This window comes from Labrenzia sp. C1B70, from assembly GCF_000475395.1.
GTDB lineage: Bacteria > Pseudomonadota > Alphaproteobacteria > Rhizobiales > Stappiaceae > Roseibium > Roseibium algicola.
Genome location: NZ_AXCE01000006.1, coordinates 255,683 through 282,040, shown reverse-complemented (window position 1 = coordinate 282,040; position 26,358 = coordinate 255,683). Strand labels below are relative to the sequence as shown.

General features: G+C 58.5%; 20 protein-coding genes. 8 read left to right on the top strand and 12 right to left on the bottom strand.

Annotation, left to right across the window (positions count from 1 at the left end):
* Nucleotides 1-50 precede the first annotated feature (50 nt).
* The 3 genes from Q666_RS0133015 (at nt 51) to Q666_RS43020 (ending at nt 1,492) form a co-directional block, all read left to right on the top strand.
* Nucleotides 51-236, top strand: a complete 186-nt coding sequence (locus tag Q666_RS0133015) for a YdcH family protein (RefSeq protein ID WP_031270751.1) — start codon at nt 51-53, stop codon at nt 234-236.
* 32 nt (nt 237-268) lie between these two features.
* Nucleotides 269-472 (top strand): hypothetical protein, encoded by a 204-nt coding sequence (locus Q666_RS43025; protein WP_023004035.1) that lies wholly within the window; start codon nt 269-271, stop codon nt 470-472.
* A gap of 192 nt (nt 473-664) precedes the next feature.
* Nucleotides 665-1,492 carry a bifunctional allantoicase/(S)-ureidoglycine aminohydrolase gene (locus Q666_RS43020; RefSeq protein ID WP_023004034.1) on the top strand — a complete coding sequence of 276 codons (828 nt, stop codon included), beginning with the start codon at nt 665-667 and terminating at the stop codon, nt 1,490-1,492.
* A 250-nt stretch (nt 1,493-1,742) separates the two neighbouring features.
* On the opposite strand, the gene Q666_RS43015 is transcribed toward Q666_RS43020, so the two are convergent.
* The 4 genes from Q666_RS43015 to Q666_RS43000 all read right to left on the bottom strand — a co-directional run bounded on the left by Q666_RS43015 (nt 1,743) and on the right by Q666_RS43000 (nt 8,514).
* A complete protein-coding gene (locus tag Q666_RS43015; protein WP_023004033.1) occupies nt 1,743-4,847 on the bottom strand; it encodes an efflux RND transporter permease subunit in 3,105 nt (1,034 codons plus the stop codon).
* A 33-nt stretch (nt 4,848-4,880) separates the two neighbouring features.
* Nucleotides 4,881-5,975, bottom strand: a complete 1,095-nt coding sequence (locus Q666_RS43010; protein ID WP_023004032.1) for an efflux RND transporter periplasmic adaptor subunit — start codon at nt 5,973-5,975, stop codon at nt 4,881-4,883.
* A gap of 13 nt (nt 5,976-5,988) precedes the next feature.
* Nucleotides 5,989-6,552: a TetR/AcrR family transcriptional regulator gene (locus Q666_RS43005; RefSeq protein WP_023004031.1), complete on the bottom strand. Its 564-nt coding sequence runs from the start codon at nt 6,550-6,552 to the stop codon at nt 5,989-5,991.
* Between the two features lie 234 nt (nt 6,553-6,786).
* Nucleotides 6,787-8,514: an EAL domain-containing protein gene (locus Q666_RS43000; protein WP_023004030.1), complete on the bottom strand. Its 1,728-nt coding sequence runs from the start codon at nt 8,512-8,514 to the stop codon at nt 6,787-6,789.
* Nucleotides 8,515-8,591: 77 nt separating this feature from the next.
* On the opposite strand from Q666_RS43000, the gene Q666_RS42995 reads away from it, so the two are divergent.
* The gene (locus tag Q666_RS42995; protein ID WP_023004029.1) at nt 8,592-9,491 is read left to right on the top strand and encodes a sugar kinase; all 900 of its coding nucleotides are present in this window, start codon (nt 8,592-8,594) and stop codon (nt 9,489-9,491) included.
* Between the two features lie 177 nt (nt 9,492-9,668).
* On the top strand, nt 9,669-10,844 hold the full coding sequence (locus tag Q666_RS42990; protein ID WP_023004028.1) for a hypothetical protein: 1,176 nt from the start codon (nt 9,669-9,671) through the stop codon (nt 10,842-10,844).
* Nucleotides 10,845-10,916: 72 nt separating this feature from the next.
* On the opposite strand, the gene Q666_RS42985 is transcribed toward Q666_RS42990, so the two are convergent.
* The 3 genes from Q666_RS42985 to Q666_RS42975 all read right to left on the bottom strand — a co-directional run bounded on the left by Q666_RS42985 (nt 10,917) and on the right by Q666_RS42975 (nt 15,397).
* Nucleotides 10,917-12,704 (bottom strand): ABC transporter ATP-binding protein, encoded by a 1,788-nt coding sequence (locus Q666_RS42985; protein ID WP_023004027.1) that lies wholly within the window; start codon nt 12,702-12,704, stop codon nt 10,917-10,919.
* Between the two features lie 120 nt (nt 12,705-12,824).
* Nucleotides 12,825-14,606, bottom strand: a complete 1,782-nt coding sequence (aspS, locus tag Q666_RS42980; protein ID WP_023004026.1) for an aspartate--tRNA ligase — start codon at nt 14,604-14,606, stop codon at nt 12,825-12,827.
* A 164-nt stretch (nt 14,607-14,770) separates the two neighbouring features.
* Complete coding sequence (locus Q666_RS42975) at nt 14,771-15,397, bottom strand: ParA family protein (protein WP_031270746.1); 627 nt, start codon at nt 15,395-15,397, stop codon at nt 14,771-14,773.
* 146 nt (nt 15,398-15,543) lie between these two features.
* Between Q666_RS42975 and rnd the strand changes: the two genes are divergently transcribed.
* Nucleotides 15,544-16,728 (top strand): ribonuclease D, encoded by a 1,185-nt coding sequence (gene rnd / locus Q666_RS42970; RefSeq protein ID WP_023004024.1) that lies wholly within the window; start codon nt 15,544-15,546, stop codon nt 16,726-16,728.
* Nucleotides 16,729-16,775: 47 nt separating this feature from the next.
* Here the strand turns inward: rnd and Q666_RS42965 are convergent, their stop codons facing one another.
* From Q666_RS42965 to Q666_RS42950, 4 genes are all read right to left on the bottom strand, one after another.
* Nucleotides 16,776-18,296, bottom strand: coding sequence for a Ppx/GppA phosphatase family protein (locus tag Q666_RS42965; RefSeq protein ID WP_023004023.1), 1,521 nt, complete (start codon nt 18,294-18,296; stop codon nt 16,776-16,778).
* Between the two features lies 1 nt (nt 18,297).
* Nucleotides 18,298-20,520, bottom strand: a complete 2,223-nt coding sequence (locus Q666_RS42960; RefSeq protein WP_031270745.1) for an RNA degradosome polyphosphate kinase — start codon at nt 20,518-20,520, stop codon at nt 18,298-18,300.
* 133 nt (nt 20,521-20,653) lie between these two features.
* The gene (locus tag Q666_RS42955; protein WP_023004021.1) at nt 20,654-21,334 is read right to left on the bottom strand and encodes a DnaA/Hda family protein; all 681 of its coding nucleotides are present in this window, start codon (nt 21,332-21,334) and stop codon (nt 20,654-20,656) included.
* A 3-nt stretch (nt 21,335-21,337) separates the two neighbouring features.
* Nucleotides 21,338-22,435: an AI-2E family transporter gene (locus Q666_RS42950; protein ID WP_023004020.1), complete on the bottom strand. Its 1,098-nt coding sequence runs from the start codon at nt 22,433-22,435 to the stop codon at nt 21,338-21,340.
* 428 nt (nt 22,436-22,863) lie between these two features.
* On the opposite strand from Q666_RS42950, the gene purM reads away from it, so the two are divergent.
* On the top strand, nt 22,864-23,940 hold the full coding sequence (gene purM / locus Q666_RS42945) for a phosphoribosylformylglycinamidine cyclo-ligase (protein ID WP_023004019.1): 1,077 nt from the start codon (nt 22,864-22,866) through the stop codon (nt 23,938-23,940).
* Nucleotides 23,937-24,584: a phosphoribosylglycinamide formyltransferase gene (purN, locus tag Q666_RS42940; protein WP_023004018.1), complete on the top strand. Its 648-nt coding sequence runs from the start codon at nt 23,937-23,939 to the stop codon at nt 24,582-24,584. The genes purM and purN overlap by 4 nt, the downstream gene beginning before the upstream one ends.
* An 86-nt stretch (nt 24,585-24,670) precedes the next feature.
* On the opposite strand, the gene Q666_RS42935 is transcribed toward purN, so the two are convergent.
* Nucleotides 24,671-26,167 carry a phage tail sheath C-terminal domain-containing protein gene (locus tag Q666_RS42935; protein WP_023004017.1) on the bottom strand — a complete coding sequence of 499 codons (1,497 nt, stop codon included), beginning with the start codon at nt 26,165-26,167 and terminating at the stop codon, nt 24,671-24,673.
* Nucleotides 26,168-26,358: the final 191 nt, after the last annotated feature.

Below are 26,358 nucleotides of genomic sequence, written 5' to 3'. Positions count from 1 at the left end.
TATCCATATCAAGGGTGTCGAAGACACAGCCCACGAAAGAGGAGCAGGCGATGTACAACAGACTGAAGTCGCTGCGCAGCCAGCACAACACCCTGGATTCCCTGATCCGCAGAGAGGAAATGCACCCTTATCCGGATACGCAGCACATACGGTCGTTGAAGAAATTCAAGCTTCGGTTACGGGATGAGATTACCCGGATCGAGACCAATCTGAGCTCCTCTCAGCTGGTCTATTGACCGACAACACAACGCCAATCGGGAGGTTTTGAATGAATCCGTTCCTGCCATTCTTTTCACCCTTTGCGGCCCTGCAGCGCATGCCTTCCAGACAGTCCCGCCTGAAGGATATCGATGCTCGCATGGCTTCGTTCCTGCGCGAGAAACAGACGTCGGGCGCCGCCTGCCCCAAGGTGCTCGACAACGTCAAGACCGCAAGGAGCACAGTCCAGCGCGAGATGGTCTCGGCACGTTAGAACCACGTCCCGAAAAGAGGACGGGTTCCCGGCCCCAACCGGATTTCCGCCATCCGGACCACGCTGACCATCCAGCTGGACATCCCGCCCGCAGGCCTCGCGGGCGGGTTTTCTTTTTCGTTGCCTTACCGTAAGCCGCGCTTTCTAATTCGGCTCGAAACAGTGTTTCGGCAACGGTTCAGGGAAACCCGCATGACCTCATCGCCCTACTACTCTCCAAGCGGCGGTCACCCGCCACAAACCCAGCTGCTGACCGACCGGGCCGTCTTCACGGAGGCTTATGCCGTCATCCCGAAGGGAACGATGCGTGACATCGTCACCAGTTATCTGCCGTTCTGGGAAAAGACCCGGCTTTGGGTGCTGTCACGCCCTCTCTCCGGATTTGCAGAGACCTTCTCCCAATACATCATGGAAGTGCAGCCGGGCGGTGGCAGCAAGAACCCGGAGCAGGACGCCGATGCAGAAGCCGTTCTCTTCGTGGTGCAAGGAAAACTGACACTGACAATCGAAGGAACTGTGTACGTACTGGAAGACGGCGGATACGCCTATCTACCGGCCGGTTGTGCCTGGACGGTCGAAAATTCGGCCGATGCTCCAGTCCGGTTTCACTGGATCCGGAAAGCCTATGAAGCAGTCGAGGGACTGGCTGCCCCGGATGCATTCGTAACGAACGAAAAACAGATCAAGCCGACCGAAATGCCGGGGACGGACGGCAAGTGGGCAACCACCCGTTTCGTCGCTCCGGAAGACCTGCGTCATGACATGCATGTGACCATCGTCACCTTCGAACCGGGTGCCGTTATCCCGTTTGCCGAAACCCATGTGATGGAGCACGGGCTTTACGTGCTGGAGGGCAAAGCCGTCTACAGGCTCAATCAGGACTGGGTCGAGGTTGAAGCCGGTGACTACATGTGGCTGCGCGCCTTCTGCCCGCAAGCCTGTTATGCCGGCGGGCCAGGCAAGTTCCGCTATCTGCTCTACAAGGATGTCAACCGGCACATGAAACTCAGTCGCGGCTGAAAGGCAGACTGAGAAAATGAGTCCGGATACGTCGACAAGATATTGATATCACGAGACTAGATGGCTCTGGAGGCCATAGCGAAAACCGGAACGGCATTTCCGTGTTTCCTGCACTCCTTGGCGTGACGGGTTGGTCCCATGATCAAGCCATGGGGGCCCGGTGTTGGTTGGCGTTGGGATGTCATTTGAGAGAAAGACAAAAGGCGGCTCGAAGGCCGCCTTTCAAGTTTGTGAGTGACCGCGTCTGGGGTTACTTGGCCGGAACAGCATCCGCAGGGACTGACGGCTCCGCCTTCGTCTTGTCCTTCTTCGGCGGGCGAACCCGGAAGAACAGGGCATAGAGCACGGGTGCGGCAATCAGGGTCAGCACGGTGGCAAACGCCAGACCACCCATGATCGTCACTGCCATGCCTCGGAAGAAGGCATCCGACAGAAGCGGTGCCATGCCGAGGATGGTGGTAATCGCCGCCAGCATCACTGGCCGCATACGCGAGACGCTGGCATCGATGATTGCCTGGTATTTGTCCCTGCCCTCGCCAATCAGAAGATCGATCTCTTCCAGAAGCACGATGGCATTCTTGATCAACATGCCGGAAAGCGACAGGAAGCCCAGCAGCGACATGAAGCCGAAGGCCGTGTCCGTGGCCAGCAAGGCAATCGCAACACCATTGATCGACATGGGCACCATCAGCCAGATGATCAGCGGCTGACGCACGGAGCCGAACAGCAGGATCGAGATGATCAGCATGACCAGGAAACCGAGCGGCAGCTGCGCACCCAGAGATTCCTGCGCATCGTTGGTGCTTTCATATTCACCGCCCCACTCCAGCGCATAGCCCGGCGGCAGCTCGATGGCCTCGATTTGCGGACGGACCCTTGCAAGAGCAGCAGTCGCGGTTTCGCCCGCAGTCGTCTCAGCCTTCACCGTAAGCGTACGCACGCGATCACGGCGATGGATGAGCGTATCCTGAGGCTCCATCACGAATTCCCGCACAACCTGCTCGATCGGCACATAGCGGCGTTCATTGCTGCTCAGGACCAGGGAGTCCGACACGCTCTCGTTGACGGAGATGCCGTTCTGCTCGGCCTTGCGGGCGACAATCGGAATGCTCTCGTCGACATCTCGGTAGGAGCCGACACGAATGCCTTCAGTCGAAAATTGCAGGGCGACCGACAGCTCCTCGCGGGTCACGCCGGAAATTCGGGCGCGGTCTTCATCGAAGATCGGCCGCACGACAAGTTCGCGCTGGCGCCAGTTTGTGTTGACGTCTGCAAGCTTGTTGTCAGACATCGCGAAGATCGCCTGCGCCTCGTTGCCGAGCCGCTTGAGCTCATCGGCATCCGGACCGGAGAACCGTGCCTCGATCTTGGCACCGCCACCGGGACCGAACACCAGGCGCTTGGTGATGATCTGAGCAGACGGGAAACGTTCTGCGAACTTCTCCCTCAACTCAAGCGCCAGCATGTCGATCTCTTCACGATCATGTGTTCGGATGATCATGTGGCCATAGGCCGGGTTGGCGTCTTCCGGTGCGTAGGTCAGCATGAAACGCGTTGCACCACCGCCCGCAAAGCTTGTGACGGTTGCCACCCGCTCATCCGTGAGGACGATTTTCTCCATCTCCTTCAGGTCCGCCTCGGTCGACCGGATATCGGTTCCCTGGGGTGACCAGTAATGGACATAGAAGATCGGTGTGTTGCTGTCCGGAAAGAAGGCCTGCTTCACGTTGCCGAAGGCCATGACACAGACAACCGTTATCCCGACAAGGGCGGCAACGGTCAGCAGCCGGACATGCAGGGAACCGATCAGAATCCCGCGATAGGCCTTGTAGAGAATGCCCTTGTAAGGGTCATGATCGTCCAGATTGCCGGTGGCGGTTCTGAAGAAGTACTTGCCGAACAGCGGGGTCACAGTGATCGCGAAGACCCACGACAACAGCAGCGATATTCCGATCACGGCAAACAACGAGAACAGAAACTCACCGGTAGCATCCGGCGACAGGCCGATGCCGGAAAATGCCATGATACCGATGACGGTTGCCCCCAGCAGGGGCCACATGGTCTGAGCGACGACGCGGCTGGCCGCCTCGATCGCCTTCTGGCCACGCTGCATGTTGATCATCATGCCTTCCGCAACCACGATGGCGTTGTCCACCAGCATGCCCATGGCAATGATAAGCGCACCGAGCGAGATGCGCTCCATCTCGATGGCGAAGATGCGCATGAACAGAACGGTTGCCATCACGGTCAACAGAAGCACAGTGCCGACCACGATTGCCGCGCGCCACCCCATGAACAGCGCCAGAACACCGATCACGATCACGACGGAGGCCGCAAGGTTCATGATGAAGCCGTTTACGGATTCATCGACCACGATATTCTGCTCGTAGATGGGATGGATCTGCATGCCGACCGGCAGTTGCGCTTCGACGGCGGCAAGCTTCTCGATCACCCGTTCGCCGACTTCGACAATATTGGTGCCATCGACCTGAGACACGCCGATCGTCACTGCCGCGTGGCCATCATGGCGTATCAACCTGTCCGGCTTCTCCGGCTCGCCCAACTCCAGCGTCGCAATGTCGGACAGGCGGATCATTGCCGTCGACCCTGCCCTGCCGATGACGAGATCCTGAATGCCGCGGAAGTCGTCAAAGGCGGAAGCCGTCATGAGGCGAATGCGTTTGTCACCTGAAACACCCGACCCGTTGGTCTGAATACGGTTTTCCGCATCCAGCACACCGATCACGTCGGTGAAGGTGATGCCGAGCCCGGCCATCTTGTCCTGATTGACATTCAGGTAGATGACATCCTGCGGTTCGCCGGCAACTTCCACCTTGCCGACCCCGGGAACCGTCAGGAGTTCGCGCCGGATACGCTTGACCGTGTCGCGAATGTCCCGGTTGGTATAACCGTCGGCAGTGAAGGCGTAGAAAAGGCCATAAACATCGCCGAAATCGTCATAGACCAGCGGCGTTCCCGCCCCTGTCGGCAGGTTCCGGACCTCGTCATTGACCTTGCGCCGCAATTCGTCCCAGACCTGAGGCAATTCCTCGCCGTCGTAGGTCGGCTTGATTTCGACGCTGATGCGCGACAAGCCGGGCTCCGACACGGATGTGATCAGATCCAGTTGCGGCATCTGCTGGATGGCCGTTTCGAGGTTTTCGGTAATTTCGTTTTCGACTTCAGCCGCAGTTGCGCCTGGATAGCTGGTGATCACCTGAGCCTGCTTGATGGTGAACGCAGGATCTTCCAACCGCCCCACAGTGGAGAGGCCCCAGAGCCCGCCCAGAAGCGACATGATCACGATCATCCAGGTGTTGACCGGCTTTTGAATGGAGTAGCGTGCAATATCCAAGGTTTCTGATCCTCTTGCCTGTCCGGAACCGGATCAGTTCAAACGCCGTACGACCTGGCCGTCGCTGAGATAGGCGACGCCGGCGGAAACGATGTCATCGCCTTTTTCCAGGCCGGAGCGGACCGGAATGAAGTCGCCCATGACCGTGCCGATTTCGACCGGGTTCTTGGACACGGCGCCCGTGTCGGCATCGAATTTCCAGACGTAGGCGCTGCCATCACCGTCGACTGCAATTGCACTTGAGGGCACCAGGAACTGTTCTCCCAGTTCCAGACCTTCCGGCAGAAACTTCACGGTGACAGAAGCCGTCATGCCGGGTGACAGCTGCTCAGCGCCGTCGCGAGGCATGGCAAGGGTGATACGATAGGTTTGCGCCACATCGTCGACCTGGCTGGAATGCTCGCGGTAGGTCAGCGGAAACAGCTTGTCGCCATAGGCCGGGAACCTTGCCTCGATCGAGGCCACTTCAGACTCAGATACCCGTCCGAACAGCGCCTCGGCAACGTTGATGTCCACCTGCACTTCCGACACATCGTGAAGCCGCACAACCGGTGTGCCGACACTGACCGTGGTGAAATTGTCGACCAGTCGTACTGAGACGATCCCGTCGAAAGGTGCTTTCAACGTGGTGTATTCGAGGTTCTGCTTGGCTTCCTTCAACGTCTCAAGCGCAAGGTCGTGCTTGTTCTTCTGCTCGTCGTAGGCGGACTGTGAGATCACGGAGCGTTCGCGCAGGGTTTCCAGCCGGTCGAGTTCCCTCTTTGCCTGCTCGGCATTGATCGTCGCCTCGCGGACGGCACGGTCGTAGTCAGTCGTGTCCAGCGTGGCGATCAGGTCGCCCTCTTTCACGCGCTGGCTCTCCAGAACCGGAAGCGCCACAAGCTTGCCCGGCACCTGAAAGGACAGGTCGACGGTCTTTACCGCCGCAACCCGGCCCGCGAACCGCCGCTCCAGCAGACCTATCTGGTCTGTCACCGTAAAGATCTTCGCAGGTCTCGGCGCGGCGTGAAGCTTTGCTTCTGCTTCGGAAACCGGATCAACTGCGTCTTCCTGGCAGGCTGCGAGCATCCCCGCAGCAAACAGGAGGGCGACCCAACGGCGGATTGGGGCTTTGTGAAGTGCCAGCATTTGGTCTTCCGTTCTAGTCTTGGAGTTGGGTCAGACGCTTGCGCAGCTCCTGAAAAACCAGCGCGCGTTCTTCATCTGTGAAAATCGTGACGCAATGCGCCTCGGAGAAATGCAGACCTTCCAGGCACGCCCAGATTGCCCAGGCTTTGCCGCGGTCGGAAAGTTCGGCTTCGATGGCCGCCTTCATACGGGATTTCACGCCCATGAAGGGTTCACTCAGGTCGGGACGGTCTGCTTTCGTGGCCAGCATGGCCTGCGCAAGATCCCGCTGCTCACTCAGCCAGCCTTCGGTGACTTCGATCATGGCGCTCAAGGTCGGGCATTCGGAAGAAAGGTTCCGCTCCCGCGCAGCGGACACTTCGGCTTCGAACTGGCCCGCAAGGAATTCCACCATGCCTGTAATCAGCGCGTCCTTGGTGGGAAAATTATAGAGCACCCCACCTTTCGAAAAGCCGCTTTCCTCGGCCACGGCATCCATGGTGAGGCTTTGCGCTCCCGAGCGTCTCACGACTTCGAGTGCAGCCTTCAGTATTTCCGATTTTGATTCATGCGAGTTGCGTGTCGAACGCGCGGCCATTTCTATACCGTCCAGTCAGTACAGTTTCGCGCTATTTATACCGTCCAGCCGGTACAGACAAGTGGCACGCTGGCATAAATCCGCCAGCTTTTTCATCCAGCACTCACTCGAAGCGTGTCCAGGCAGCCGGACACCCCAAAAACTGGCACGGGCAAGAGCCTGTGCCAACCGACAGAACCTGATTTTTTTCGAGATCGATCCAGGTAAAAAACAGGAGCCAGCCGGGAGTTCGGATCAGGCTGCAGCGTTCTTGCGCATTGCAGCTTCGTTTGCCGCCTGTTCTGCGGCGGCAGCTTCCGCTGCAAGCCGCGAACGCTCATTGGCTTCTTCATCGGTACGTTCTGCAAAGGCGATGAATTCATCGGCTGGCATGGGGGCTGCGAAGAAGTACCCCTGGGCAGCGGTAACGCCAAGCTCAAGCAACCGGTCGATCTGCTCTTCCATCTCGACACCTTCGGCAATGATGCCCATGCCCAGATTGTCGGCCAGTTCGACCATGGAATCGACGATGGTCGTCGAGTTGTCATCCGACCCGATGGTATCGATGAACATCTTGTCGATCTTGATGATATCGACGCCCAGCTTCTGCAGGTAAGCCATGCCGCCGTGGCCGGTGCCAACGTCGTCCAGCGCCACACGCACACCCAGGGCCTGCAGTTCCGCGATGATCTTGCGGGCGAGTTCCATATCTTCCAGTGGATGGCGTTCGGTCACTTCCACGACGATCTGCTGGAAGGAAATCCGGGACTTTTCGAAGATCGAACGGATGTCGGAAATGATTTCGCGATCCAGGAAGTGTCCCGCGAAAAGGTTGATCGACAGCTTCAGGTCCGGGTTATCGCCATAAAGGTCGCCGATTTCCTCCGACGACACGCGCATCATGTGGCGGGTCATGTCGAAGATATGGCCATTGTTTTCGGCATAAGCCATAAACTGGCCCGGCGAAACGATCATGCCGTTTGGACGGCGCCAGCGCATCAGGATCTCGCAGCCGCGCAACCGGCCACTCTCGATGTCCATGACAGGCTGATAGTAGGGGATGAATTCGCCATTGCGGATCGCGGCGATGAATTCGTCGTCGGCCTCCCGCTCCGGACGCCAGGACAACCAGACGCCGATGGCAACGAACAGAAGTGCAATGCCGGCACAGGCGGCGGCCGCAACGACCTTCAGATCCTGCACGACATTACCGGCGGCCGAAATCGGCGCGGTGATCGTCGCGACCAGCGGATAGAGCTGCGAGGAGACCTCGACAGACAGGATTTGCGAAGGATCGGTCGCCTCGGAGTTATAGCCGCCGATACTGTACCAGAGCAGATTGTTGCCGAGGCGCAGTTCGGCTCTGCGATAGGAGCGCAGATATTCCGGGCCGGGGTCGATGGCAATGACGGCGGGCGTCACTTCCGCGAACAGACGGGTCTGGTCCTTGAGATCCCAACTGATCACCGCTGCGCGAGCCCCGAGGTAGTTGCGGTCCAGCATGCCGATACCGACCAGCGGGCCGTCTTCGCGCATCGGAGGAAGAACGACCTTCCCGGCCAGATCTCGATCCGGAATGATGCACATGCGTTGACCTGCCGCGTCCGCCAGCCCGATGGCGTCGATCATGCCGTGCTCGACGATCTGTTTTTCGTAAATGCCACGGTCTTCGGCGCTACAGGTTTGCACGTCGTCTCGGTCCAGTCGCTGCAGCAGGGAGACGGTCGTGGAAATTGCCTCTTCGGCGCGATGGATGGCCACATTTCCCATGGCTTCCATTTCGACGACAGCGCGGCGTTCCGCATATTGGTTGAGGATGACATTGATCGCAAAAAGCGGAGCAGTCGCCAGCGCAAGGGCGATCAGCACCGTTTTTACAAAACCAACATAGCGGAAAGACAAGTCGCAGGCCTGTTCGTGAATAAACTCTTTCTGACCATGGCTGATCTGGGTAAACAAGGACTGAAGATTCAGCAGTTTCATTCAGATCAAAGCGACCTGCCTCATTGCCGTGTTAGCTGCAGGACAGACGAGAAAAAGCCGGACTTCGGGAGGGTTACATGCAGGCATTGTTTATTGGACAAGCCTATATCGACGTTACGTTTTTGACCGACCAGCTGCCGACGGGCGACGAAAAGACGATTGCCCGGGATTACGCGATCAGTTTCGGCGGCAATGCCGTAACAGCAGCGTTCTGCTGCGCCAAACTGGGTGGCAAGCCGGAACTGTTATGTTCGCAGGCGGATGACTGGCTGGCGCGGATGTTCCTGGACATGGCCGCGGCCTACGGCATTTCCATTCACGGGCGCAAGGTGCGCGAGAGTTCGCTCTCCTTCATCATGCCGAAGGGAGGCAAGCGTGCCATCGTGCGCTGCCGCGACAACGAATTCCTGCATCCTTTCCCTCCCCTCACGCTTACCGGCATGAAGGCATTGCATCTGGATGGCCACATGCCGGATGCAGCCCTCCACTATGCGACCACATGCAAGAACCTCGGCATTCTGACGTCTCTCGACGGAGGTGCGGTGCGCGAGAACACGGACGAGCTTTTGAACCAGATCGACATTGCGGTCGTTTCCGAACGGTTCTGCCAGCAGCTTGGCATGTCGACCGGCGAGACCCTGGCGTATTTGCGTACCAAGAACTGTCCCGTCGGCGCAGTCACGCTCGGCGACGAAGGCATGGTCTGGTACGAAGCCGGCGGTCCGGACAAGGTTATGCCGGCCCTGAATGTACCCTTGTCGAAAGTGGTCGATTCCAATGGAGCTGGCGATGTGTTCCACGGCGCCTATGTTGCATCCTACCTGCAATGGCCGGAAAGAAGCTGGGACCAGCACTTCCGCTTTGCACGTGGTGCCTCGACCCATGCGATCCAGCACCTGGGCAACGAAGCCAGCCTGCCGACACTGGAAGACATCGAACGCGCCAACAGCACCTTCCTGGAAAAGGCAGCTGCCTGACACAATCAACCCCGGTAAAGCACTGGCGACAAGGCCTTCGCGTTTCAACCGGGGAAAGTGTGACGCAGGACATATTTTGTTCGAATAAGCCCGGCTATTGCTTCAACCGGCTTTCGCCTTGCCACACTGTGGAACTTACCCCAGAGTGGGACCACCTCTATTTCGTGGAGATTTTCAATGATGTTTTCCCGTTCGCCCCGGATCGCAGCCGGTCTGACAGCCGCTGTCAGTCTGCTCGCTCTACAAGCCTCTCCGGCTCTTGCCTTCGATCCGTCCGGGAACGAGATTGCCGATGCGTTCCTGTCGCTGCTGGACGCTGAAAAAGGCACCGTCGAGAGCTATGGTTCGGTTGACGAAGCAGGTGGCGCCGTCACGCTCAGCGACATCGTCATCAGCAAGGAAGACGAGGAAGGCGCAAGCGTCACCATCGCTTCCACCGTTCTGACGGGCGGCGAAATCCAGGCTGACGGCCGGCTCAAACTGGCAAGTCTCGACATGAGCAACCTTCAGCTCACGGCCGAGGACGGCGGCATGTCGCTGGCAGACCTCAAGGTTACGGAACTTCTCTTGCCCACGCCGGAAGAAGCTGCGTCCGATACGCCGCCGGTCGGGCCCGGCTACAAGACGTTTGAAGCCAACAGCATCCAGATCCGCGATGAAGACAACCAGATTGCCGACATCGTAAAAATCTCCTCTTCGATCGATGCCATGGACGGCGATCTTCCGACGGCCGGCAGTTTCGCCGTGACCGGCGCCACGATTGATGTGAAGGAACTGGAATCGAAAGAAACCAAGTCCCTCACGGATCTCGGTTATGAAACCCTGACTGTTGATGTTGCCGGGTCAGGCAAATGGGATCCGGAAGCAGCCACGCTTGTGGTGCCGGAACTCAAGATCGATGCCAAGGAAGCCGCCAGCCTGTCGCTTTCCTTCTCCATGGGCGGGGTTACCCGGGAAGTGGTCACCCAGCTCAACGAAAAGTCGGAGAAGCCGGAAGAAGCGATGGCGCTTCTGCAGAACGTGACCATCGAAAATGCCAAGATCCGGCTGGACGACGCCTCTTTGACCGGACGCGTTCTGGATCAGGAATCGAAAAAGGCCGGTGTTGACACGCCAACCTATGTAGCTGGCCTCACCGGCACGCTGCCGATGATGCTTGGCATGCTGCAGAACAAGGAACTGGAAGGCAAGGTCGCTCAGGCTGTGACCCAGTTCCTGAACACACCAGGCTCGCTGGAACTGACGGCGGCACCTGGCGCGCCGGTTCCCCTGTCCCAGATCATGGGAACGGCGATGTTCGCGCCCCAGATGATCCCGCAGATCCTTTCGGTCGGCATCACCGCCAACCAGTAACTCTGCCTTCAAACAGCAAAAAGCCCGGACCTTGTCCGGGCTTTTCTTGTTTGTGCGTTCAAGAATGCAGGCTTACTCGGCTGCCTCGTTCCGGCTCTGGAACTGCAGTTCGCACAAGCGCCGATATATGCCGTCGTGCTCGAACAATTCGTCATGCGTGCCACTTTCAAGGACGCGCCCCCTGTCCAGAACGAGTATCTTGTGCGCGTGGCGAACCGTGCTGAGCCGGTGGGCGATCACAAGCGTCGTGCGGCCTTCCATCAGTGTTTCGAGCGCGGACTGGATCTTGGCCTCGGATTCCGCGTCGAGAGCGGAGGTCGCCTCGTCCAGCAACAGGATCGGCGCATCAAGCAGCATGGCGCGCGCGATGGCAACCCGCTGACGCTGACCGCCGGACAACCGGCCGCCACCGTCGCCTGCCAATGTGTTGTAGCCTTCAGGCAATTCGAGGATGAAGTCATGAGCGTTTGCCGCCTTTGCCGCCGCCTCGATCTCTTCCTGCGTCGCATCGGGCCTGCCGATTGCGATGTTGTCGCGGATGCTGATGTTGAAGAGGTAGGAGTCCTGACTGACGTAGGCAATGTTACGGCGCAGGGAACCCATCGTCACCGATTTGATCGGCTGGCCGTCAACGCAGATCGTACCTTGCTGCGGATCGTAGAAACGCTCGATCAAGGCAAAGACCGTTGATTTCCCGGCGCCGGATGCACCAACCAGTGCCGTTGTCTTGCCGCCCTCAGCCATCAAGGTCAGCCCGTTCAGGGCAGCACCTTCGCCATAGGAGAACTTGACGTCCTTCAGTTCGATCTGCCCGCTATCAACCTTGAGGTCCGGTGCATTTTCGACCTGCTCCAGGTCCGGCTGCTCGTCGATCAATTCGTACATCAGACGAACGCCGACCAGTGCCTTGCTGAGATTGACATTCAGGCGGGCCAGACGGCGCGCCGGATCGTATGCAAGCAACAAGGCGGTGATGAACGCGAAGAACGCACCGGGATCCTTGCCCAGTTCCACCACCGAATATCCACCGTAGAAGATAACCAGTGCGATCGCGAACCCGCCGAGGGATTCCATCAGCGGGGATGTCCGCGCCGTTAGCGCCGCAATCTTGTTGGACTGGCGCTCGACTTCAGAGACGGATGTCGCCATCCGCTGCTGCATCGTCTGCTCCATTCGGAAAGCCTTGACGATGCGAATACCCAGCACGGTTTCCTGCAGGGTCGAGCCGATCTTGGCGTTCGAAACCACCTGCCGCTTGGCGTAGGTCTTCACCCGCTTGACCAGAAAACTGACACCGACGACGATCGGCGGCATAATCACCAGTGCGAGAAGGCTCATCAGGGGATCCTGGACAATCATCACGCCGACGAGACCGATCAGGGTCAGAATATCCCGGCCAAGGCTGAGCACGATCATGTCGATGACCGAACGGGCACTGCCGGCACCCGTGTTCACGCGAATGCCCAGTTCCGGCAGGGACATCCGGTCGTAGTAGGCCTGGTCCTGCATGGTGAGCCGCTTGAACAAGCGGTTCTGAAGGTCGGCAACAATCGCGTTGCCTACCCTTGAGAGAACGACCATCTGACCGTAGGTCGAAGCACCCTTGAGGGTGAATATGCAGATGACCGCTCCGGCGATGACATAGATCATCGTCTTGTCGCGGTTGATGAACACCTCGTTGATGACATCCTTCATGATCCAGGCACTTGCGGCGGTCGTCGCCGCTACCATGCCCATGAAAACGAAGGCCACCATGTAGCGTGGTATGTAGGCCCGGAGATTTTCACTCAACAGGCGCTTGATGACTTGGACCGTGCCATCCGGATCGTTCCAGATCTCCCATTTTGCAGGGTTGAGCACTGTAAGCCGCCTTTCCAAAAACTCGCTAAGCTTAGCATGACTGAGGCCGGCTAGGCCGGCCTCAAGCCTCTGTTGCAGAGGGTTATCCCTATTTAACGGTTACCCGCAAGTAGGTTGTTATCAGGCGTCCGGCAAGTTCAGACGCAAATGCAGATCGCGAAGCTGAGCCGATGTCGCTTCGCTCGGTGCGCCCATCATCAGGTCTTCCGCCTTCTGGTTCATCGGGAAGAGCATGACTTCACGGATGTTGGCTTCATCAGCCATCAGCATGACCATGCGGTCGATGCCGGCCGCGCAGCCGCCATGCGGAGGAGCGCCATACTGGAATGCATTGACCATGCCGCCGAAGCGCTTGTCGACTTCCTCAGCCGGATAGCCGGCAATTTCGAAAGCCTTGTACATGATCTCCGGCTTGTGGTTCCGGATCGCGCCGGAAACCAGCTCGTGACCGTTGCAGGCCAGATCGTACTGATAACCGCGAACTTCCAGAGGATCGCCTTCCAAAGCTTCCATTCCGCCCTGAGGCATGGAGAACGGGTTGTGTTCGAAATCGATCTCGCCGGTTTCCTCGTCGCGCTCGTAGATCGGGAAATCCACGATCCAGGCAAATTCGAACCGGTCCTTGTCGGTATGGCCGAGCTCTTCGCCGATGATGACACGGGCCTTGCCTGCGACCGGCTCGAACTGCTTCGGCTTGCCACCAAGGAAGAAGGCCGCATCACCGACGTCGAGACCCAGCTGGGTGCGGATCGCTTCGGTGCGTTCCGGACCAATGTTCTTGGCCAGCGGACCGGCAGCTTCCATGGAACCGTCTTCAGCCTTGCGCCAGAAGATGTACCCCATACCCGGCAGGCCCTGCTCCTGGGCGAACTTGTTCATGCGGTCGCAGAACTTGCGGCTTCCACCCTTCGGTGCCGGGATAGCGCGGATCTCGGTGCCCGGCTGCTCCAGCAGCTTGGCAAAGATTGCAAAACCGGATCCTGCAAAATGCTCGGAGACGATTTCCATCTTGATCGGGTTTCTGAGGTCCGGCTTGTCGGTGCCGTACCAGAGCGCTGAATCCTTGTAGGAAATCTGCGGCCAGTCGCGGTTGACCGGACGGCCGTTGCCGAAACGCTCGAAGCAGCCTGCAATCACCGGCTCAATGGTATCGAACACGTCCTGCTGGGTGACGAAGGACATTTCCATGTCGAGCTGGTAGAAGTCGGTCGGTGAACGATCGGCACGCGGGTCTTCATCGCGGAAACACGGCGCAATCTGGAAGTACTTGTCGAAGCCGGAGACCATCAGCAGCTGCTTGAACTGCTGTGGTGCCTGCGGCAGGGCGTAGAACTTGCCGGGGTGCAGACGAGAGGGAACCAGGAAGTCACGCGCGCCCTCAGGGGAAGAGGCCGTGATGATCGGCGTCTGGAATTCGTTGAAGCCGATGTTCCACATGCGGTCACGCAGATCGCGCACCACATTGGAGCGCAGGATCATGTTCTGGTGCAGCTTCTCGCGGCGCAGATCCAGGAAACGGTACTTCAGACGAACTTCTTCCGGATAGTCCAGATCACCGAAGACCGGCAGCGGCAGTTCCTTCGCCGCACCCAGGATTTCCATCTCGCGGATGAAGACTTCAATGTCACCGGTCGGAAGTTCGGCGTTGATGGTTTCGTCGGTGCGCTTCTTCACGTTGCCGTCGATGCGGATACACCATTCGGAACGCACGGTTTCGGCCAGTTTGAAGGCCGCAGAGTCGGGGTCGACCACGCACTGGGTGACACCGTAGTGATCGCGCAGATCGATGAACAGCACCCCGCCATGATCGCGGACCCTGTGGACCCAGCCGGAAAGACGGATAGTCTGGCCTTCGTCGGACAGACGGAGGTCACCGCATGTGTGACTACGGTAGGGGTGCATTCTAATTCCTCGACATTTTTCTTGGCATAGAAAATCGTTACGGCCCGCTGGAGGCAGGCCGAGTCCGGCTGCACAATCCATGTTGCGGGACGAAAGTCAAGGGAAAGGCTTGCGGTAGGCTTGCCTCTCCCCTTTTTGAACGCGAAACGGTTCGGGAATTTCTCTCAGGCGTCGACTGCTTGCAACAGTGGATGCCACTGGCCGCGGATCTCGTGAGAACTGGCATCGGAATAGTCGAATACGCCAGACCCGGCTGCGGCATGGCGGGCATATATCACCCGATCAGAAATCCGGGCAAGCAGCGGATAGCCCTTCTTGGCGAGCAACTGCTCGAGATCGGCAACCTGGTTTGACCGGCGATCGATCCGGTTTGCAACCACGTGAATATCGGCCTTGCCCTTGCGCACGCGCTTGATATCGGAAATGCCGTCGAGAAACTTCAAGGTGGCGTCCCAGTCGAAGGCTGATGCAAGCACCGGAACGATGATATCGGACGACTCCGCAATCAGGTTCTTGGCCAGCTCCGATCGAAGCCCGCCGGGTCCGTCGATGACAATGGCGTCCAGATGCTTGTCCTTGTCACCGATAGCCTCCTCCTTGCTCCAGTTGAGACCTTCGATCTGCGCCAAGCCCTTTGGGCGGCGCTTGACCCAGGAAAGGCTCGACTTCTGCCGGTCCGCATCGGCAAGTGCAACATCTTCGCCACGAGCGGCGAGCGCAACGGCAAGATTCGTGGCGAGGGTCGTCTTGCCGCAACCGCCCTTTGAATTCACCACCAGTATCTTGCGCATTTCCACTCCTCTGTGTGTTCTTTTGCGGACGCTCGCTTAAGCTTCAACATAGGCGCACAAAATGCGCCTTTTCAAGAGCTTCAAGCGCGAAAATTACCATTTCGTGGCGACAAAGCGGCAGAACTCGGGTATAGCTGTCCGTCACCATGCATGTGATTACAAAAACAAAAGATCTCGCCGCTGCGTGCCAGCGTCTTGCCGCTCATGATTACGTGACTGTCGACACGGAGTTTCTCCGTGAGACAACCTTTTGGCCCAAGCTCTGCGTCATCCAGATGGCAGGGCCTGACATGGCCTTCATCGTCGATGCCCTGTCCGAAGGGCTGGACCTTGAGCCCTTTTTCGAGCTTATGCGCGACGGCAATGTGACAAAAGTTTTTCACGCTGCCCGCCAGGACATCGAAATCATCTATCATCTGGGAGAACTTATCCCGGCCCCGCTGTTCGACACTCAAGTCGCGGCCATGGTTTGCGGCTTTGGTGATTCCATTTCCTACGACCAGCTTGTCTACAAGGTGACCGGTGCCCGGATCGACAAGTCGTCCCGCTTCACCGACTGGGCCCGCAGGCCGCTGACGGCAAAGCAACTGGATTATGCGCTGGCGGACGTCACGCATCTGCGCGACGCCTATCAGTTCCTGAAAGCGAATCTCGCCGAACAGGACCGCAGCCACTGGGTTCAGGACGAAATGCAGGTGCTGACATCCATCAACACCTACCGTACGGATCCCGAACAGGCTTGGAAACGGCTGAAGCTTCGAGTGCGCAAGCCGGTTGAACTGGCCGTGATGATGGAAGTTGCAGCCTGGCGCGAACGGGAAGCGCAATCACGCGACGTTCCGCGCAGCCGCGTCATCAAGGACGATGCCATCTACGAGCTCGCAGCTCAGCAGCCCCAGGACGCAGAATCGCTCGCGCGCCTCAGGACCATTCCGCGCGGCTTCGAGCGTTCAAAGTCGGCAGACGAGATCCTGAAAGCCGTCAGACGGGCCGTTTCGCTTCCCAAGAACGAAATGCCGAAACTGCCGAAAGGTCGACAGGCACCGGACGGTTCAGCGGCCGCTGTAGATCTCTTGAAGGTTCTTCTGAAACTTGTCAGCGAAGCACATGGCGTTGCTGCCAAGGTCATAGCCACGGTGGATGATCTTGAAAAGATTGCCGCGGATGATGCTGCCGATGTGGCAGCCATGAAGGGCTGGCGGCGCGAGCTTTTCGGCGAAACCGCGCTCAAGCTGAAGCGCGGCGAAGTCGCCCTCGCCTTCCAGGATCGTCAGATCGTCGCGATTGATCAGCCGCGGCAGGCGAACGTTGAATCGGAAGCGGCAGAGTAAACTCTGCCGCCTGCCTTCTCAGTCTCGGTTCCGCAGCACCCCAGAAATCAGCCGGCGTTTACAGCAACATCGACATCGATGACCTTGCTGAGCTGGTTCGCACGCTTGCGCAGTCGTTCACCGTCGAGGTCGGCAAGATCCTTGCCGAGATCCAGTGACAACCCTGTTTCCGATTTGGTGATGCCAACCTTCGGCAACATGCCGGCAATGGAAGCACTCAAAAGAGAAGCCACCCGCATGGTAGCGCCAAGAACCTTGGCGCGGATGCGCAGACGGTCCGTAAACAGCTCCCGGATGACCGGCGAAAGATCGCCCTCGCGCAGACCCTGGTGGCGATAGAAAACGGCTGCAGCAAGATAAGCCCGACTGGCATGATCCAGCCCGACGAAAGATGCGTTCGAAATGATATTGAGGCTCTGCTCGCCGCGATAGTCGGGATGGGCGCGCCAGCCGATGTCAGAGAGAAGACACGCCGCGTGGCGAAGCCGTGTCTCGTTGGCGGTTTCCTCGATGCCAAGTTCCTTGAACAGCTTGTCCGTCCAGACAATCAGCTCTTCCGCGTGCGCAGGTGAGCGCGCGCGCAGCGTGCACAGCTCGCGTGCAGCTTCAATCACCGGGTCATGAGCCTGCATTTCCGAAGGCAGCTTTTCATGGAGCAGGCCTTCACGAACACCGGTTGCGGAAAAGACCAGGCGCTCCGCCTTCATCGACGTCAGCACCTGTTCCAGCACGACTGCACCGATCGGCACCAGAGGACGGCGCTGTTTGGAAACGATCTCCGCCAGTTCCACCCCTTCAAGGTTGGGAATGGCGATACGCTTGCAGAAGGCAATCGCCTCTTCCGCACTGATTTCATAATTGTGCATCACGTGCAGTGGGTAATTGTTCTGCATCAGATGCAGACGGCCCAGCGAACGCCACGTGCCGCCAACGGCATAGAATGTCCGTTCACCGGGTGCCAGGTCAGGCCACTGAAAATCCTTGAGAGCCGCTTCGGTGATCTTCTGCGCCTTGGCGATCTTGCCTTCGGCCTCTTCCGAAAGCCGCAGCCCGCCAAGGGGGAACGTCGCTCCCGTGCCGGGCTTGTTGTCGGCAATTTCCACCAGCTCCAGACTGCCGCCACCCATGTCGCCGACAATGCCGCGCGGCTGCCAGAACCCGGCAATCACACCAAGAGCCGAATAATAGGCCTCTTCATTGCCATCGAGGATGCGAACAGGAGCCTCCAGAAACCGTTCGACCTCACCCACGAAATCAGGCCCGTTTTCCGCATCGCGCGCCGCAGCCGTCGCCACGATGTAGATGTCCTGGCATCCGGTATGCTTGATCAGGGTCTTGAAGCGGGTCAGTTCACCGAGCGCCAGACTGACGGAATCGTCGGCCAGACGGCCGGTCGCGGCAATGCCCTTGCCAAGCCCTGCCAGCAGCTTTTCGTTGAACAGCATGGTCGGCGTGCGGGCCTTGCGTTCGTAAATCACGAGGCGCACGGAGTTGGAGCCGATGTCCACGACTGCGACAGGTCCGGACCCGTTGAGCCGGCCACGTGCCGGATGAAACTCAGCAGTCATGCTAACCTCGTTTTTGCCGTTCCAGGAACGGCCTCGGCCGATCGCTCTTCAATGATTTGCCTCTGCCGGAAAGCGAGGGGTTCGTCATGAAATACTGATGTGCATTGAAGGGTTCCTCATTGGCGTTCGGAACGATGCGTTCATGGCTGCCGTCCGACAGAATGCGCCAGCTTTGCTGGTTGTCCTTCAGGTTGGCCACCATGATCTGGTCCAGAACCTGTTCGTGCACTGTCGGTGTCTTGAGCGGTGCCAGGACCTCGACCCGCCGGTCGATGTTACGCGGCATCAGATCGGCTGAGCCGATATAGACGTGTGCCTCGGGAGACGGCAGTCCCTGGCCGTTGCCAAAGCAGTAGATGCGAGAATGCTCAAGGAAACGTCCGACAATGGATTTCACCCGAATGTTGTCGGACAGGCCCGGAATGCCCGGACGCAGGCAGCAAATGCCGCGAATGATCAGATCGATCTGAACACCTGCCTGGCTTGCGCGATAAAGGGCATCGATGATCGCCGGATCCACGAGGGAATTCATCTTCCACCAGATCTGCGCGGGGCGGCCTGCGCGGGCGTGCTCGATCTCGTTCTCGGTCATTTCCAGCATGCGCTGACGCAGGTTGACCGGAGACACCATGAGGTTGTTCAGTTCCGCCGGTTGAGCGTAACCGGTGATGAAGTTGAACACCCGGGCAGCATCCTCGGCAATGCCGGGATCATCGGTGAAGAAGGAAAGATCCTCATAAATCCGCGCCGTGATCGGGTGATAGTTTCCTGTCCCGATGTGGCAATAGGTCTTGAGCTGACCGTGCTCGCGCTTGATGACCATGGAGAGCTTGGAGTGCGTTTTCAGCTCGATGAAGCCGAAGACAACCTGCACCCCTGCCCGCTCCAGATCGCGCGCCCACTTGATATTCGCTTCCTCGTCGAACCTGGCCTTGAGCTCCACCAGTGCGGTAACGGATTTGCCGGCTTCTGCCGCCTCAGCCAAAGCCTTCACGATGGGGCTGTCGTTGGAGGTACGATAGAGCGTCTGCTTGATCGCCACCACGTCCGGATCACGCGCAGCCTGCCGCAGATACTGAACCACAACGTCGAAGGATTCATACGGGTGGTGGACGATGATGTCTTTCTGGTGGATCGCCGCCAGACAGTCGCCGCCATGTTCGCGAATGCGCTCCGGAAAGCGCGCGGTATAGGGCTGGAACTTCAGGTCAGGCCGCTCAAGGTCTACGATCTGGGACAGGTTGTTGAGCGCAAGCAAGCCGTTTGCGAGGAAGATCTCGCTTTGCCCGACATGCAGCGCCTCCCCCACGAACTCACGCAGCGCCGGTGGTGTGGTTTCCTGGATTTCCAGACGGATCACCGAGCCCCGGCGGCGGCGGCGCAAGGCGCTTTCGAACAGACGAACGAGGTCTTCCGCTTCTTCTTCGATTTCAAGATCGCTGTCACGAATGACGCGGAACGCCCCCTTGCCCCGGATCTCGTAGCCTGGAAACAAGCGCCCGATGAAGAGGCTGACGACTTTCTCGATTGCAATGAACCGGGCAGCGCCATCTTCGCCGTTTGGCAATTGAACGAAGCGATCAACCTGGCTCGGAATTCTGAGCAGAGCAATCATGCCGCGGCCACCGGAAGTTGGCGCCAGTTCAAAGACGATGGAAAAGCCAAGGTTCGGAATGAACGGGAACGGATGCGCCGGATCGATGGCAAGCGGCGTCAGAACCGGGAAGACATAAGCAAGGAAATAGTCTTGCAGCCAGGCCTTGTCCGCCTGGTCAAGCGTGTCGCCCTGCGGGATTTCGATCCCCTTGTCGGCAATCTCCCGGCGCAGCTCCACCCAGATCTTCTGCTGAGACGCCTGGAGATCACGCACTGCTTCGCTGATCTTCTGAAGCTGCTCGGTCGGCGTCAGGCCGTCGTCGGACAGATTGGTAACGTCGGCCCGTTGCTGGCCACGCAGGCCGGCCACGCGCACCATGAAAAATTCGTCGAGATTGTTGGCGGAGATCGACAGGAACCGAACGCGCTCAAGCAGCGGATGGTTCGGGTTCATGGCTTCTTCCAGAACCCGGAGATTGAACTGGAGCCAGGACAGCTCCCGGTTCATGAACCTGGCCGGAGATGTAGCCAGCTCACCTTCCGGTGTCAGTTCCGGCACGGTTCCCTTTGCATCGGAAGCAACGGTGGAGGCAGGCAGAATGTCCGAAAGATCAGGGGCTTCGTTCATGGCATCATCCCTTGTTCCGCGCAGCTTCCGCTTCAATCCGGCAAAACCGGGCACGCCCATTCTGCCTCAACGCCGCCGTGACTAACATGAACTTCTGAGCGGGCAAATGACAGTCCTGTGGCAGCATCGGCGATTATTGGCCTTTATGCACATTTTCCAAGACCCGCCCGGCAAGTGGTTTCGTGATCTTGACCCGCCCGGCAAGAGCCTCCTGATCGATCGCCTCCACGGCGCGCATGGCGACCTCGAGCGAACGTTCCATTCGCACCACAAGATAGTCGACGACACCTTGATCAACCGCAATCTGCCGGTCGGCAAACAACTTCACCAGAACACGGCGAAGGAGATCATCGTCCGGCTCCAGAATTTCGACAGGCGTGGCCGCGCGCAGGCGGGACTGCAGATCGGGAAGGGAAATTTTCCAGCTGGCAGGCCAGGTACGGCTGGTGATGAGCACCGTCTTGCCCGCCTGACGCGCTGCGTTGAGAAGATGGAACAGGGCCGTGTTGTCGATACCCAGGTGCGCATCCTCGATCACGGCAGCGGGTGCGGCAACGAGGGTTTCAACGGACTGCGGATCGAGCTTGGAAGCAGCCAGAACGGCAGCGCCGGTCTCATCCTGAAAGGCCTGGACAAGATGGGTTTTTCCCGCGCCGACGGGGCCTGCAAGGACAACGACCGGAGAAGGCCAATCCGGCCAGCGTTCCAGCAGTTCGAACGCAGCCCGGTTGGAGCTTCCAACCAGATAGTCGTCACGGCTCAAGGCCGCTTCATGCGGCAATTCCAAAGGCAACTGGCGCGGTGTTTCCACCATTTTCTACTCTGATACCTGTTCTTCTTGCCCCGATACGGGATGATCGGTTCCCCGATAGACCGGGCTTGCGAGATACTGCTTCAGGGCAAAGCGTGCAAGCACGCCGATCATCGCGGCGGCGGGAACCGCAATCAGCATCCCCACAAATCCAAAGAGATATCCAAAGGCAAACAAGGCAAACATGAGCGTAACAGGATGAAGGCCCGTGCTTTCGCCAACAAGTTTGGGCTGCAGGATATTTCCCTCCAGAAACTGACCGACGCCAAAGATCGCGGCAACTGCGATAATCCAGGGCCATTCCGGCCAGAATTGGACAAGCGCCACACCGATGGACAGGACAAGCCCCAACCCGGCCCCGACGAAGGGAATGAAACTGACGAGACCAGCCACCATTCCGATCAGGAGACCGAAGTTCAGCCCGATCAGCGCCAGAGAAACAGCATAAAACGATCCCAGGATAAGACAGACCGACACCTGGCCGCGCACGAAACCGGCAACAGCCTGATCCATTTCCTTTGCAAGACCGCGGATTTCTGCCAGATGATCGCGCGGCAGCCAGCTGTCGATACGCGCGACCATGCGGTCCCAGTCGAGCAAAAGATAGAATGCAACGACCGGTGTAATGACGAAGAGTGACAGGATCGACAGCAACGCCTGACCGCCGCTCCAGAGCGACTGGGCCAGCTTGCCGACGAAAGAAGCTCCCTGCCCGATGAGATTGGACATGGAGGACTGGAGGTCTTCCGCATTGATGCCCGCAACGGACGCCAGATCGGCCGGAAAGTTATCCGACAGCAATGCCTGCAGCTTGCGGATCAGCTCCGGGAACTTTTCCAGGAAAAGGGCAAGCTGATTGCCCAACAGTGGCAGAAGCAGGATGAAGAACATCACGAGGATGAGGACGAAGGCGAACAGGATTGTCAGCGTCGCCCACATCCGCCCCATGCCCAGCTTTTCCAGCCGGTCGCAAACCGGATCCAGCAGATAGGCCACCGCCATGCCGGCAACGAAAGGGAGAAGCACGCTGGAGAAGACATACAGAAACAGGCAAAGAACAACGAGGGAAATCAGCCAGAACTGGACCTGACGGCGAAGGGTCATGTATGGCGCTCCTCGGTTGTGCCGGTGCGTAGGAATGGCTTTCTTCCGGACATGGAATTAAACCCCGCCTCCGGTCAAGTCCAGAAGAAGTCGGCTTTTCGCGGCATTGGTCCATCAAGGAGCCACTTCTGCCTCATGAGGCAAAGCCTATGACCACGGTTTCAAACAGGCCAGCAAGACCGATTTCCGGCAACCGACTGCCTGCAGCACTCTCGCGCTGACGGTTGAGCCAGATGCTCCATGCCCTCTTTTTTCGCCGGCAATGCACTTTGAGCCATTCAAACCTGCCTGGTTTTGAAGAAAAATGCGGAAGTTGGCCTGCCATCTGTTCTTAAGCCCTGCGCAGAACCGCTCGCCTCTTGTGTTCCTTGGCGGCAGACTGTAATCCGCACTGGCACAGCCAACCGCACGCAGTCTCGGAGTGCCCCATGAGCGAATCCTCTGGTCCCAACGGCCTGACCTATGCCGATGCAGGTGTCGATATCGACGCCGGAAACGAACTGGTGAACCGCATCAAGCCGCTGGTCAAGGCAACTTCCCGCCCCGGGGCCGACAGCGATATCGGCGGTTTCGGTGGTCTTTTTGACCTCAAGGGCGCTGGGTTTCAGGATCCGATCCTTGTTGCCGCCAATGACGGCGTCGGTACCAAGTTGAAGATTGCGATTGAAACCGGCCAGCACCGCACTGTGGGCATCGACCTTGTTGCGATGTGTGTCAACGATCTGGTGGTCCAGGGCGCTGAACCGCTGTTCTTCCTCGACTATTTCGCGACCGGCGCGCTGGATGTGACCACTGCAACGGATGTGGTTGCCGGCATTGCAGACGGCTGCAAGATGGCAGGAGCCGCGCTGATCGGCGGCGAGACAGCTGAAATGCCGGGCATGTATGTGGAAGGCGACTACGACCTGGCAGGCTTCTCCGTCGGTGCCGTGGAACGCGGCGGGATCTTGCCGCGCCCGGACGTTGCCGCTGGTGATGTGCTGCTTGCTCTGGCCTCCTCCGGCGTTCATTCCAACGGCTATTCCATGGTGCGCAAGATCATCGAACTGTCCGGCATGAACTGGTCGGACGCGGCACCGTTTGCAGCCGGCAAGACACTGGGCGAAGCCCTGATGGAACCGACCAGGATTTACGTCAAACCACTGCTGGCCGCACTGAAGGAAACCTCCGGCATCAAGGCCCTTGCCCACATCACCGGTGGTGGCCTGCCGGAAAACCTGCCGCGCGTTCTGCCGAAGAATTGCTCCGCTCGCATCGATCTTGGCCAGATCAGCGTCCCGCCGGTGTTCGGCTGGCTCGCGAAATCGGGCGGCGTTGCCGAGAAGGAAATGCTGCGCACGTTCAACTGCGGCACCGGGATGGTGATTGTCGTGTCTGCGGATCAGGCCGATGCGGTTGCCGACGTCCTGCACAATGCCGGTGAAACGGTCAGCAAGATCGGCGTCATCGAAGCTGAAGGCGCTGCACCGGTGCTGTTTGACGGCAGCCTGGACCTTGGCGCATGAGCCGCAAGAAGACTGCCATCCTGATCTCGGGACGCGGCTCCAACATGGGCGCGCTGATTTCCGCGGCAATGTCTCCCGACTATCCCGCCGAAATCACGCTTGTCCTGTCCAACCGGCCTGACGCCAAGGGACTGGAACGGGCCGCTGAGCTGGGCATTGCAACGGCAGTTGTCGACCACAAGGACCATGCAGGTGATCGGGAAGCGTTCGAAAAATCGGTAGATGCCGTTTTGAAGGACCACAAGATCGACCTGGTCGCCCTTGCCGGTTTCATGCGTATTCTGACGCCCTATCTGGTCAATGCCTGGGCGGGCAGGATGATCAACATCCATCCGGCTCTCCTGCCCTCTTTCAAAGGCCTTGCCACACATGAGCGGGCTTTGCAGGAAGGTGTCAAGTTGCATGGTGCCACCGTGCATTATGTGTCTGCTGAAATGGACGATGGTCCGATCATCATGCAGGGAGCCGTACCGGTTCTGGACAATGACACCCCTGACACGTTGGCTGCCCGTGTGCTGGACGTTGAACACCAGATCTACCCCAAGGCTCTTTCCATGGTTGCCAGCGGCAAGGCCAAGGTGTCGGGAGCACGGGTAACCGGCAGCGGCAACAGCAACGAGACGGAAACGCTCATCTGGCCGTAGGCCGGACGGCTTTCCCCGCTTGCAGCAAAACGATCGCAGATTTTTCAGACCGATCCTGACGCGTCAAACGGATCGGTTCCCTCTGGCTAGCCTTTCCGGACCTTCTGCTGGAAGGACAGGACAATGAATTCCGCCGGCCGCAAGAGCGAAACCTTCACCACGACGTTCATGCAACCGGCCTGAACATCGGCGCCCGTCATCGTCGTCCCAAGGCCGACTTCGACACCGTAGGCATCTTCTGACGAAGCGCCCGCGAGAGCCCCTTGTTTCCATAGCCCGTTGAGGAAATTTTCGATCACCGATTTAACCATAAGCCAGGTCGGAGCGGTGTTTGGCGCAAAGACAAAAGGATCCAGCGCCGCCTTGATCGATTGTTCCAGCATGATCGCGGTTCGGCGGATATTCACATAGCGCCATTCCGAGCTGTTACCGTCCAGCGTGCGTGCTCCCCACACCACATTACCTCGCTCGGGAAACGACCGGATCGCGTTCACGGCTTTTCCGTCCAACGGAGTGTTCAGGTCTTCCTGCTCCGCATCGGAAATGGATACGCAAGGCGACACGACTGAATTAAGGCTGAGATTTGCCGGCGCTTTCCAGACACCATCCTGGGCGTCTGTCGCTGCATATGCACCTGCCAACGCGCCGGACGGAGGCATGACACTTACTGCTTTTACAGCTTGCGAGAGTAGCTCGTTGTAGCGCTTTGAAAGACCCTGCAAGATCTTGTGAGTACTGCATTTCCCCTCTTCGGAGATGTCGTCGCCCTCAAGTGATTTCACCGCCTTATCGAAAGCGGCTTTCCGGGCCTCATTGGCCTGAATGGCAGTCTCCTGGCCAACATGTTCGAAGAAGGCCTTGCGCGTACCAGCCGAAACATTTTCAAAGGTTATCGACCCCGCACCAAAGTGAGACGTATTCAACCAGGGATAATAGGCAGCAGCAAAGCTCATATCTTCCGCTACGAGCAAGGTTCGCAGGCCGCTTTTTCCCGAGATCACGTCATTCTCGTCTAAAGTTCGCTCCCTGTTCCCATCGAACACGTCCACAATGGCGAAACGGTTTTGCAAGTCTGTACAATGGGCAAGGCATCTATTGCTGACGGTCTTGTAATCTTCTGACGACAACAACACCGCGTCGGGTATCACGATGACCGACGGTTCCTGCAGCTTGGCGAGCTCTCGCCAGACAGGTTCACCGAAATCCTCCACGGACTTGGTGAGAACGGGCTCTCCCGCGCCGTAACATCCAACCGACAGGATCCAGCAACCATGTCCTCCATTTTCGAAGAAAAGCCCCATGGCCCCATGCAAATTGAAGCGGCTTGCTTCCTCCAGGTCCAGAGCCGGCTTGCCATCCTGCAGGCTGAAGTCGAAACGAAACATGGGCCCCACGCCGAAACGGGCCTCGAATTCCGACATCGTGGAGATCCGCACCGGAATGCCGGTCACATCCTTGCCATCCACAATTGCTGTTTCCGTGTAGCCGACAAAGACCGCAACGCTCGTCGGAACCTGCACGACGGTGTTTGGGAAGGAGTTCAGCTCGGTGACATAAACACCCGGGGCCTCATACTTCTTCATTGCTCTCTTCCTCGTAGCGCGTCATCCGGCAGAAGCTTGATAAGCCTGACAGGTTCAAGCTCCCACAGTCGTGCCGGCGAGCAAAGGACTTTCTGCCTCAAGTTGCAGATGCTCCATGAAGCACCCTTCGCCTCAATCTGACGCTCAAGGATCGCAAATGCGAAGCCGATAGTATCTTGACTGATTGTGGG